Source organism: Paenibacillus alginolyticus DSM 5050 = NBRC 15375, from assembly GCF_000422905.1.
GTDB lineage: Bacteria > Bacillota > Bacilli > Paenibacillales > NBRC-103111 > Paenibacillus_E > Paenibacillus_E alginolyticus.
The window spans coordinates 1-10,584 of sequence record NZ_AUGY01000154.1 but is presented as its reverse complement, the minus strand read 5'-3'; the positions used below and the strand labels follow the sequence as shown (position 1 = coordinate 10,584).

Below are 10,584 nucleotides of genomic sequence, written 5' to 3'. Positions count from 1 at the left end.
ACAGCTCGTAAATTGGTGCGGTTGGTCGACTATCTGCTTCGAACCAACCGACTCTACGAACCCAAGGAGGTGATCCGACAACAGAAATGACATAACCTTACTCAACCATTCCACCTATTATTTTGGAAATTAGAAAATATTTCCATATAACCAAAATAGGGTGGGTTTAGTTTCGTGCGGCCTTTTTTAGGCTCACCCCCTAAAAAAGTTACGGTTCTTCAAGGTTTTTTCCAATTAAGGTCTTGACATAGTACCGCTGCTCTAAAAATTGTTGTACATCCTGTCCGTATCCGTTGCGACATAGGTAATTACTTTGGTGATTTCCTCGGGAATGCCGAAACTTTGCGCTTATCGTTTATACTGGGTGTCGGTATAATTTGTTTTTGTTCTAAAAATGAAAAGAGAATAACATTCAAACAACAATAGAACTAGAAAATCGTCTAATGTTCTAGGCAACACCTACTATCTAACATATTTTTCCATGAAATATAGTAGACACCTAAAATTAATCATAAGTTACACTAATACATAAAAATAGGTATAAATTCCCACAACCGTTTGAATTTACAAAATAAACCGAAACCATTTTATTGCAAAATACGACATAGATATTGATCACCAGATTTACTATTTTGGGGTCTTTCTCCTGGTCGCATGTGCTTTTAACGGGTGGCGGTTTCCGGTGGCCGGATAGAAATAAGGTTATTATCGTAAGGATGAGAAGTGCTGAAGAATTTCACGAACCATTTTCGCTTGATCACCGGTACGGATTCGTTCCACCATGTTTAAAAAAAGTAAGGAAACCAGCTCTTCCAATTTCATGTTTAATGAAGGATCAAACTGGCCAATATCCATTAGGAAAACTTCTCCCCTCAGGGCTGATCTGCGATGCATACGAACCTCAAGCATATATAATTTTAAATACAGTTGTTCATCATGCTATTATTGGACGATAAATTCGCTACTATAATCAATGGAGATCAAAAAAGATGACCCTGTACAATACAGGACTCATCTCTTGTTTGCTGCCTAAATGTTCAAAACCACTCTTTTTTTTAGTGTTCTTGACTAAGGGTCCAGATTACCAATTACATGGCGAGCTCCTTCTTTTTTACAATCAATTCAGAGAGCAGCATTAGCACTAGCCCCTGTCCATAAAGCGTAGGATAACAAGGAATTGTGTTATAAGCTTCAATCGTTGGCATAACAGGTGATCCTCCTGATACGCCGGTTACTTCCCCGGTAGGCAGAATTTTTGATAGAATAGCTTCAACGGCGCGATAGGCTGCTTCCTTGCTGGATGGGTCGAGCAAACCGCGTTTCACGGCTAGTAGAATGCCACAAGCGATACCGGCGCTGCCTGAAGTCTCCGGATAGTAATCAGGCTGATCCATGACAGTGGCCCATAGGCCATCTGGTTGTTGATAACGGATGAGCCCTTGCATCATAGCACGGTAGCGCTCCAAAGTTTCTTCGGGCACATGGGTGAGGCCCTCTATTTCTTGCAGGATCATCGGCGTTGCGACTGCGATCCATGCGTTAGCTCTCGTCCAGCGCGCAGATGACATATGATCCTGTGCGATGCAGTTCCAACCGTGGAACAGTACGCCCGTATTGTCGTCCTGAAGCAGTCGCAAATGGAGGTCAAGCTGGTTGACAGCTTCCTGGGCATAGGCGGTTTCACCGGTAAGGCGAGCGAGGCGCGCTAGGAACAGATTAGCCATGAAGATCGTGTCTGCCCATACCTGCTCGGGGAAGTTGGCATTTTCAGTAACAGTATGCTCAAATGCGCCTTCCCTTGTACGAGGAGCTTCGGTTAGCATCCACTTCCCGATGCGCTCGGCAGTTTCCAGAAAGACGGGGTCCTTCGTGTGACCGTAAAGAGCAGGAAATATAGCGAAGGGAGCCATGGAGTTAATGACCTTCAGATGCTCCGATTTATTCATGTTTTGGCGGGCCCATGAGGTCAGATGATTCAAGATCTCCGGATTTTGCGTGCTTTCATAATAGGCTAGTGCCGAGATGACGCCGACGCCGGGCACCCAATCCCAATGATGAATATCCAAGCCCCAATTTCCTGTATGATCAGATAGCATGTAACCATAAATTTGGCTCGCGGTTTGTTCGAGATAAGCAGATGCAAGTGTAGTTGGCATTGTCGTATTCCTCCAAGAGATGTAGTGGCATACGCTCACTATACTATGCAGGATGACCATGAAGCTTGGCGTATTCTCTTATTGACTTGGGGTATTGTCTACGAAATAGAAGCGAAGGAAGTGAAGAACTGTGAGCGGGGTGAAATCGGAAAATTTGGAACTGGTGGAGCAGCCTGATGCCATTGGAGTGGCAATAGACGAGTGGACGAATCAGACACTTTCCACCTTTCCCGTTCATTGCTTGTATCGAACAACGAGCTTGTACCAGCGCAGCTTCCATTCGCATAGCGGATTCGAAATGTATTTATGTATACAAGGCAGCGGCAAATACATCGCCGGTGAGAGGATTCATACATTAGGACCGGGAAGCTTCACGGTCGTACGGCCTATGGCCATGCATAGATCACGCCCGGATATAGAAGTGCCCTTTCATCGCTATGTCCTTGCCGTGGAGAAAAGCTATCTAGAAGGGCTGTACGAGCGAGATGGGCAAATAGCCGCTTGGATCGAGCAGTGGCTTCCAGAGATGGGCAGCGACTCCCTTCATGTCCAATTAAATGCCCGCCAATTGCTGGGATTGCAGGAAACGCTTAGTCAACTGGAGCGGGAAATCAGGGAGCAGCAGCCGGGATATCCCCTTGCTGTGAAAGGGCTCCTGCTGCATATGTTTACTCAGCTAGGCCGATATCAGACGGATATAGGCGTTGTTCAGCAGGGATCGGGAGACCGGAAGAGGGTCGTCGAAAGCATTTTGAGTTATCTCATGGAAAATTACCAGGAATCCTTGCGAATAGAGGATTTATGCGGACAGTTTCACCTTTCCCGATCGTATCTTTGTAGAATTTTCAAACAGGATACAGGGGTCTCCGTCAATGAGTTTCTAATTGCCTATCGTATCAACAAAGCGAAGGAGATCTTGCAGGGAAGCGATCTGCCCATAACAGAGGTTGCGGCTTCTGTAGGGTTTCAGGATATTTCTCACTTTTGCCATACGTTCAAAAGATTGACGGAGTTAACGCCAAGCGGATATCGGAGTCTGCACCATTCCATATAATTGAGGCCGTTAAATTGCACGATTGCAGCATGGGATCGAAAGGAATGCCACCTCCGACAAAAACTGTCTATTGCGATTTTAACTGCATTTGATAAGGTTAATTCATCATTCTCCTCCAGGGCAACGATGTGAATGGTACAACTGAAAACAATAACAATGCGACCGAGCGGAGGTCCACCATGAGAACCAGCATATCCGGAAAAGCCATGATGATATACGGTATCGTATTCCTCTTCATCATCGCCTTAACCTTCTGGTTGTCCTATGTCGGCACTGTGGGCAGGCTGCAGAAGGACTTGCAGGATGCTAATCTTGCACTGCTGAAGCAGGTTGATTCCAAAATAGAGGCTGCCTTTCGCCAGACGGAGAAGGATTTGCTCTCCATGGCCGAAAGGCTGGAATTTGTTTACTTTATGAATAACAGCTATAGTGATGACGGTCACAGATATAGCATTTACTATTCATTGACAAACAGATTAAAAGAATTCATTTCAAATAATCCTAATTATTCCTCTGTTTTTGCATATTCTCATGTCAGTGGAGACTTAATGACAGAGGAAACCTATTTAAAGCAAGCTTCATCAGAGTTCAATTGGTTGGCCCAGTACCTGGATATGCCTGAATATTATAAGTGGTTATCGACTCAGAAGGTTTGGGATGGCCAGGAGACTCAAGATGTGATTACCTTGGTCCGCAGCTTTCCTAGCCTTAGCAGTCCTGGCTTTAGGAAGGGTCTAATGGCTGTTAGTATCAAAGAGGCGCAGTTGTTTCAGATGATTAAAGCGATCTACGAGGATGGCCACGCTGGTCAATTTTTCATTCTGGATGCGGAAGGGAATGTCGTTACACATGACGATAAGAACCAACTTTACCGCAATATGAAGTCGCTGCCATATATACAGACGATCTTAATGGATCCTGACAGCGGATCTTTCAACGTGAAGCTGGACGGGATTCAGGAGTCCGTCTTTTACCGGACTAGCGGGTATACGGGGTGGAAATTTATCAGCATAATGCCGGAGTCCACCGTATTTGAGCCGATCAAGGTGACACGCAACCTATTGCTCACATTTGCTGTCGTGATGTTCTTTTTGGCATTGGCAGCATTATTTTATGTGAACCGTTGGACCTTTAAGCCGCTGGATCGATTGGCAGGCAAGTTGTCCGGCGTGAACAAGGGGAGAGGGCAGGGAGCCAAGCGTATAGGACTCAGAAACCTGGAGCATATATTCGATGAGATGGTTACGGACCGTGAGCACTTGGAGCAGCATGTCAGGGATTCGAAGCCGATGCTTAAGTGGAAGATCATGATGGATGTATTGAACGGCAACCGTTCCGATTTCCACGCGATGTATCATCACTTGGAATTTTTGGGGATTCACATGTATTCGGAGCGCTTTATCGTGTGCACGGCGGAGATTGGCAAGGAAGGGGAACGGCTTACCCCGCGGGACGAAACGTTGTACACTTACATGTTCTGCAATGTCGCAGAGGAGCTGATTCGAACTGAACATGCAGGCTTGGCCATCGATTTGGGCGGCGGCCGGGCTGCTGTCCTTCTCAGCTTCGCGGAAGGCGATGCGGAGCAAAATCATTTGAGAACGTTAGTCATACTTGAACTGATTCTTGATATCATGAAGCGGCAGTTTGGTTTAATGGTCACGGTCGGAGTCGGCAAATGCCGCATGGAGATGAAGGAGATACCGAGCTCTTTTGACGAATCGCAGAAGGCGCTGCATTATAAGATGATCTTCGGCAAGCATTCGGTCATATCGGTAGATGACTTGCAGCCGCCGGACCGACAGGATTATTACAAACTCAGCCGAATGATCGATCCAGTGATGGAAGCCATGAGGCAAATAGATCGCGTCAAGATGCTTACGTGCTTATCGGATACATTCCGTGAAGCGGTTGAGAGCAATCTTCCTCCGGAGTTGATTAGGCAGCTGTGTTATGACCTTGTGATGAAGTCTTTGCAAACTGTCAAAGCTATTGGGATTGAGCCAGAAATATCGATGGGTCCCCTAAGCAGCTTCTATGATCGGATAGGGAAATGCGAGAACTGGAAGGATGCGGAGCGGCTAGTCGGAGACATTCTCGAGGGCTTGGCTTCACAAATTGAGGAGAAACGCACGCTACGTGGGAAAAATGAGACGATCGAGCGGATGCTGGATTATATCCGAGAGCATTATCAGGAGTATGATTTGTCCTTAGATCGGCTGGCAGAAATGTTTCATCTCACTCCGCCTTACATCAGTAGACTGTTTAAGGAACACACGGAAAGCAATTTTATCGATTATATGATCGAGATTCGCATTAAAGCAGCTATGGAGCTTTTGAAAGATAAGTCCATTAAAGTTAACGACGTTTCGGGAGCGGTCGGATATGCAAATACGAGAAGCTTCCTGCGCACCTTCAAAAAATATACGGGCTTAACGCCAACGGAGTATCGGGAACACATGTCGAAGCCTATTCCGTCGTAAATTACAAAAACGGGTATCACCTGCCATCTGGCAGGGATACCCGTTTGCTTATGCGCGTTTGGAACGTCTTAGCACAACAACTAATGCTAGGATGAGAAAAATAAGCGGTAAAGCCGCGGTGCTCATACCTTGACCTGATCGGACATGAGTTAGCATGGCGCCAGCCATTATAACTACAATAATCCCAGCGGAGAAGAAGGCGATACGCGGCTTCCAGAAGCCGATAACTAGCCCGATTCCAGCTAATAATTCAATAACTCCAACGACATACATGGCGTTTAAACCATACCCGTAGGTTTCTGTAAAAGCTTCCACTTGGATGGGGTTTGTGGATAATTTCATAAAGCCAAACATTAGAAACGCGACTGCCAGCACACCTTGAAATATGCGAGTCGTCCATTTCATGTTAAAAAGAGACCGAAAGATAGCTGAGCGAGCCGACTTCGTAGCTGCGATGAATCACTTGAACGGAACGTTCGGGGTCACCGCTGCCCATTGTAATAAAGAGCGGAATGAAATGCTCTGGTCTTGGCACAGCCATGCGAGCATTCGGGGCTAAAGCAGCGTAGTCGAACAGCACTTCCAGGTTCTGCGATTGCATGTTCTGGATGAGCCATTCGTCGAAATCAACCGCCCAAGCGTCTGGCTCTTTGGCATCCCAATTAAGAGCTCGCAAATTATGCACAGTAGCACCGCTTCCGATAATCAGGATATCCTCCTGATCGAGGCCGCGCAGCGCTTCGCCAATGCGATACTGCTCCGCAGGCGGCAAGTACGGGTTAACGGACACTTGAATGACCGGGCATGTAGGTGTTGGAAACATCCGTAAAAGCGGAACCCATGAACCGTGGTCAAGCCCGCGCTGCGAATCCAAATTCACAGAGATGCCTTTCGCCGTGAAACGGTCAGCGATCATTCGAGCCAGCTCCACATCCCCTTTGGCCGGATATTTGATTTGAAACAACTCATCCGGGAAGCCGCGGAAATCGTAGATCGTGTCATATACGTCATTGGTGGACGAAATAGTGAGTACCTCTGTTTCCCAATGAGCTGTGAAAATGACAATAGCTTTCGGGGAAAGCTTCTTGCCATAGTCGAGCAGGAATTGTGTGCAAGCTGTATCTTGAATAGCCATCATGGGAGATCCGTGTCCTACAAATATGGGTGAAATCATGATAAAACACTCCTTTTTAATTACTTTAATTCACTTAGTTACTTTATGTAACTAATATTACGTCAAATTTATAGTTTCGTCAAGTAACTAAATTACTTTTTGTAACCTTGTATATCCGTGGCTACTTACTCTATAATAAATAGACATATAGAGGTGATAAACATGGAACGCAACCTATTGTGTCCTCGTTTCGAAAAAGCTGTAGAAATCCTCAGCAAGCGCTGGACATCGCTTATCGTTTTTCAATTGCTATCAGGCCCGCAGCGGTTCATAAATATCGATCAGGCACTTCCGAATTTGAGCGGCAAGGTATTGTCGGAGCGCTTGAAGGAGCTTGAGCATGAAGGTATTGTTAAGAGGGTAGTATTCCCAGAAAGTCCGGTTCGTATCGAATATTCACTTACGGATAAGGGGCAAGCGTTGGCTCCGATTTTCGGTGAGATTACGAAATGGTCACAAGAGTGGCTGCCGGTTCAGGAGTAGGGTAAAAAAGGTCATCTAACCTGTAGAAATCAAACGGGGTAGATGATCTTTTTTGTTGTGGAGGTCCTGAGAGATTGCGAAGTGAACTCGTACGAAAAGCCGAGGGTCCAATGAACCAACGGCTTTTCGTGTTTGTTATTCGTGTTTCGTAGGATCGACCAATTCCAAAGCGGATAAAGCATTTGCGCCTTCCTCGTCGTCCGATTCCACGAATCGTTTGAGTACGTTTAACTTGTTTTCCCAATAGCGTTCATAATAGGATAGCCAACGCTTCAACTCCATAAGCGGTTCCGCCTCCAGCCTGTATCGGGTCTCGCGGCCGACTTTGCGTTCTTTCACCAGCCCGGCATCAGCCAAAATGCGAAGATGCTTGGACACCGCGGTGCGGCTCATCGGGAAATGGCCGGAGATAACCGTTACGGGCATCTCTTGCTCTCCTAGCAGCTGCAACACCTGACGGCGGGTCGGATCGGCGATCGCTTGAAAGACGTCATGCTTCTGCGAGGGGACTGCCATCTTAAGCCTCGACGTGAGCAGCCAGTTTCTTCGCTAGGCCAGTCCAGCCCATCGACATGGTCTCGCGAACAGCTGTGTGAGGTTGACCGAATTCTGTAACTTTGTCCGCATCCCAGCCGGAGTGGATGAGAGTGAATTCCGTTTTGCCTTCCAAATCGGTCAATTCAAAAGTCAGCGACCAATCCTTGCCCCATGCAAAGGTCAAACGGTTCGGCGGGTCGAGCTCGGTTACTTTACAAGGGGATTTGCCAAAAGGTCCTGCTTCCAAGTGAAACTCATAGCCAACCTCTGGCTTGAAATCATTGGGCATGAGCCAAGCTGCGATGCCATCAGATGTCGCTACGGCATTCCAAACCTTTTGAATCGGTGCGTTAAAAACAAGTGTTTGCTTGATATCCGGCAATGTGCCTTGAGTCTGATTTTCCATAATTAAGAAGCCTCCAATGATTAATTTATTAGGATTTCATTTTTACTTTACTCTTATGACGTAAACGCAGGGCCGACCATTTATCGTCCACCGCGACATTGCTTACAAGACGATAGTCCGTTTTTTCATCCATCAACTTCCACAGAATGTCTCGGTTAATGTCGGTTTTCACCTTTGAGCTTTGCTTCGGATAAGTAATCCAGAAGACAGCCTCATCGTTCAAATGGGCAATTGCTTTAGGTGCCAACTCCTCCACCTCGGCGGCATTGTTAACAAATAGCTGAACGAAATCGTAGGTCCCATTCGGCTCCTCATTATCCTCGATACCAAGCTTGTAGCCTTCAGGTGCTTGAAGAACGAGGGCTCGTCCTTGCTTATAGCGCAGCTTCTTCAGCAGTTCCTCCTGCATCGTAAGTCAATCCTTCCCTTATGTCCTTTCTGTATTGTGCCCAAAAGATTAGGTTTTCCAAAGGCATTGCAATGCGAAACCAATTGGTTACATAACGGATTATACGAAACCTTTTGGTTTCATGTCAAGGGGTTTTTTAGGCAACAATTCTGTCTTCCTATTTCTGTTCTTTTTTTCAACAGCTCTGAAATCATGGTATAGTTATGAAAAACAAGAGTGGAACAAAGGAGAACGATATGATACGTTTTGCTGTTATTGGAACCAATTGGATTACGGAAGAATTCATTCATGCTGCCCGCGAGACGGGGGAGTTCGTCTTAACTGCCGTATACTCGCGTACGGAGGAGAAAGCTGCGGAATTTGCTCAGAAATTTGAGGTTTCTCATATCTATACAAGCCTAGAAACGTTTGCACAAAGCAAGGAATTCGATGCGGTTTATATTGCTAGTCCGAACTCGCTTCACGCTGAATATGCGGTACTCTGTATGAATCATGGCAAGCATGTTATTTGCGAAAAGCCTGCGGCATCCAATACCGCTGAACTCTCAGCGATGATTAAGGCTGCACAAAATAATAAAGTGGTGTTCATGGAAGCCCTCAAGTCCACACTGCTTCCTAATTTCAAGGCAATTCAAGATAATTTACATAAGCTGGGTAAAATTCGTCGTTATTTTGCGAGCTATTGCCAATATTCCTCCAGATATGATGCCTATAAGCAGGGGACGGTCCTGAATGCGTTCAATCCCATTTTTTCTAATGGCTCAATAATGGATTTAGGCGTATATTGTATTTATCCGTTGGCGGTGCTTTTTGGTGCTCCTGAACGTGTACAAGCAAGTGGAGTACTGTTGGAGTCGGGTGTAGATGGCGAGGGCAGCCTGCTTCTTAGCTACAAAGAGATGGATGCGGTTATCATGCACTCCAAAATTTCAAGCTCCTATCTGCCTGCAGAAATTCAGGGCGAGCATGCGACAATGGTCATCGATAAAATCAACACCCCTGAAAAAGTTGAAATCCGTTACCGAGATGGTTCGGTAGAAAACCTGACGCGGGAGCAAGCTGTGCGAACGATGCGCTATGAAGCGGAAGAATTTATCCGACTTATCAAAAGCGGAGTATTGGAGTCCACGACGAACTCACATGCGAATTCCAGCATTGCCATGGCCATTATGGATGAGGCTCGAAAGCAGATGGGGCTTGTTTTTCCGGCGGATCGTAAGTCGGGTCAATTCGAATAAGCAAAGATGGCTTTCTTACAAATGAATCAAAGTGTGCCGATTCATCATTCCGCCGCTAGCGTGCAATTACCAAAGTAAGCGGAGGGTTTGATAGATGCAAGTAGGGTAAGTTCGAGAATCAACCAAAGTAACGTTCGAAGATGCAAGCAAAGTGAAGTTCGAGATAAGCATGCGAAGTAAATTTCGACAGGCGTGCGAAGTTGTACTATGTACAACATTTAGTAAGGTAATCGGCGTTATCGCGGCAATTGTTGCAAAAAATACAACATATTCTGCCGAAAGTGGCTCAATCAGGTGAAATGCGGGGAAAATGTTGCACAAAAGAGACTGTCGATTCAATAGCCCCCAAGGACCCCTATGGGCTCTTGGGGGCTAAATTTTTCCTTTTATACGACAAATTCGGCGTATCTTTGCCCCATTTTATCTACCTTAAACAGCTATATGGACAGACTTCCCCCTTGGTAAGGGAGATTCTTTTTTTCGCTTGAAACCAAGTGTTAAACTACCTACTTGTTTCACCATCACTTTTATATTAACTACGATACTGCTCACCTTTGCATCGACACGCCGCTTCTCACGCGTTCGTTTATGGGTATGCGCCAAATCGTGATGGTTCTTCATTTCATTGTTTTTTCGTTCGATGG

At 46.0% G+C, this 10,584-nt stretch carries 12 protein-coding genes; 4 read left to right on the top strand and 8 right to left on the bottom strand.

The window, feature by feature from the left end:
- Positions 1-705: 705 nt before the first annotated feature.
- On the bottom strand, positions 706-855 hold the full coding sequence (locus G519_RS50875) for a hypothetical protein (RefSeq protein WP_154669656.1): 150 nt from the start codon (positions 853-855) through the stop codon (positions 706-708).
- A gap of 233 nt (positions 856-1,088) precedes the next feature.
- Positions 1,089-2,156: a glycoside hydrolase family 88/105 protein gene (locus G519_RS0136150; RefSeq protein WP_029198734.1), complete on the bottom strand. Its 1,068-nt coding sequence runs from the start codon at positions 2,154-2,156 to the stop codon at positions 1,089-1,091.
- Between the two features lie 130 nt (positions 2,157-2,286).
- Here G519_RS0136150 and G519_RS0136145 point away from each other — a divergent pair, with 130 nt between their 5' ends.
- Both G519_RS0136145 and G519_RS0136140 read left to right on the top strand, forming a co-directional pair.
- A complete protein-coding gene (locus G519_RS0136145) occupies positions 2,287-3,210 on the top strand; it encodes an AraC family transcriptional regulator (RefSeq protein ID WP_029198733.1) in 924 nt (307 codons plus the stop codon).
- Between the two features lie 179 nt (positions 3,211-3,389).
- Entirely contained in the window at positions 3,390-5,693 is a 2,304-nt protein-coding gene (locus G519_RS0136140; RefSeq protein WP_029198732.1) for a helix-turn-helix domain-containing protein, read from the top strand.
- Positions 5,694-5,741: 48 nt separating this feature from the next.
- Here G519_RS0136140 and G519_RS0136135 read toward each other — a convergent pair whose 3' ends face one another.
- Both G519_RS0136135 and G519_RS0136130 read right to left on the bottom strand, forming a co-directional pair.
- Positions 5,742-6,098: a DoxX family protein gene (locus tag G519_RS0136135; RefSeq protein ID WP_029198731.1), complete on the bottom strand. Its 357-nt coding sequence runs from the start codon at positions 6,096-6,098 to the stop codon at positions 5,742-5,744.
- A gap of 1 nt (position 6,099) precedes the next feature.
- Positions 6,100-6,867 carry a DODA-type extradiol aromatic ring-opening family dioxygenase gene (locus G519_RS0136130; protein ID WP_029198730.1) on the bottom strand — a complete coding sequence of 256 codons (768 nt, stop codon included), beginning with the start codon at positions 6,865-6,867 and terminating at the stop codon, positions 6,100-6,102.
- A 162-nt stretch (positions 6,868-7,029) separates the two neighbouring features.
- Here G519_RS0136130 and G519_RS0136125 point away from each other — a divergent pair, with 162 nt between their 5' ends.
- Complete coding sequence (locus tag G519_RS0136125; protein WP_029198729.1) at positions 7,030-7,350, top strand: winged helix-turn-helix transcriptional regulator; 321 nt, start codon at positions 7,030-7,032, stop codon at positions 7,348-7,350.
- 135 nt (positions 7,351-7,485) lie between these two features.
- On the opposite strand, the gene G519_RS0136120 is transcribed toward G519_RS0136125, so the two are convergent.
- Genes G519_RS0136120 through G519_RS0136110 form a run of 3 tightly spaced genes read right to left on the bottom strand, consistent with a single transcriptional unit; the run spans position 7,486 to position 8,702 of the window.
- Entirely contained in the window at positions 7,486-7,866 is a 381-nt protein-coding gene (locus G519_RS0136120; protein WP_029198728.1) for an ArsR/SmtB family transcription factor, read from the bottom strand.
- A gap of 1 nt (position 7,867) precedes the next feature.
- Positions 7,868-8,293 carry an SRPBCC family protein gene (locus G519_RS0136115; protein WP_029198727.1) on the bottom strand — a complete coding sequence of 142 codons (426 nt, stop codon included), beginning with the start codon at positions 8,291-8,293 and terminating at the stop codon, positions 7,868-7,870.
- Positions 8,294-8,321: 28 nt separating this feature from the next.
- On the bottom strand, positions 8,322-8,702 hold the full coding sequence (locus G519_RS0136110; RefSeq protein WP_029198726.1) for a hypothetical protein: 381 nt from the start codon (positions 8,700-8,702) through the stop codon (positions 8,322-8,324).
- Between the two features lie 236 nt (positions 8,703-8,938).
- Between G519_RS0136110 and G519_RS0136105 the strand changes: the two genes are divergently transcribed.
- Complete coding sequence (locus tag G519_RS0136105) at positions 8,939-9,940, top strand: Gfo/Idh/MocA family protein (protein ID WP_029198725.1); 1,002 nt, start codon at positions 8,939-8,941, stop codon at positions 9,938-9,940.
- Positions 9,941-10,369: 429 nt separating this feature from the next.
- On the opposite strand, the gene G519_RS51175 is transcribed toward G519_RS0136105, so the two are convergent.
- Positions 10,370-10,584: hypothetical protein (locus G519_RS51175; protein ID WP_036635201.1), on the bottom strand; the 215-nt coding region annotated here is incomplete at its 5' end.

What these genes read in the sequence shown, in the direction of transcription:
- G519_RS50875 (WP_154669656.1), bottom strand. Translation starts at nt 855, where the DNA reads ATGGATATTGGCCAGTTTGATCCTTCATTAAACATGAAATTGGAAGAG.
- G519_RS0136150 (WP_029198734.1), bottom strand. Translation starts at nt 2,156, where the DNA reads ATGCCAACTACACTTGCATCTGCTTATCTCGAACAAACCGCGAGCCAA.
- G519_RS0136140 (WP_029198732.1), top strand. Translation starts at nt 3,390, where the DNA reads ATGAGAACCAGCATATCCGGAAAAGCCATGATGATATACGGTATCGTA.
- G519_RS0136135 (WP_029198731.1), bottom strand. Translation starts at nt 6,098, where the DNA reads ATGAAATGGACGACTCGCATATTTCAAGGTGTGCTGGCAGTCGCGTTT.
- G519_RS0136130 (WP_029198730.1), bottom strand. Translation starts at nt 6,867, where the DNA reads ATGATTTCACCCATATTTGTAGGACACGGATCTCCCATGATGGCTATT.
- G519_RS0136125 (WP_029198729.1), top strand. Translation starts at nt 7,030, where the DNA reads ATGGAACGCAACCTATTGTGTCCTCGTTTCGAAAAAGCTGTAGAAATC.
- G519_RS0136120 (WP_029198728.1), bottom strand. Translation starts at nt 7,866, where the DNA reads ATGGCAGTCCCCTCGCAGAAGCATGACGTCTTTCAAGCGATCGCCGAT.
- G519_RS0136115 (WP_029198727.1), bottom strand. Translation starts at nt 8,293, where the DNA reads ATGGAAAATCAGACTCAAGGCACATTGCCGGATATCAAGCAAACACTT.
- G519_RS0136110 (WP_029198726.1), bottom strand. Translation starts at nt 8,702, where the DNA reads ATGCAGGAGGAACTGCTGAAGAAGCTGCGCTATAAGCAAGGACGAGCC.
- G519_RS0136105 (WP_029198725.1), top strand. Translation starts at nt 8,939, where the DNA reads ATGATACGTTTTGCTGTTATTGGAACCAATTGGATTACGGAAGAATTC.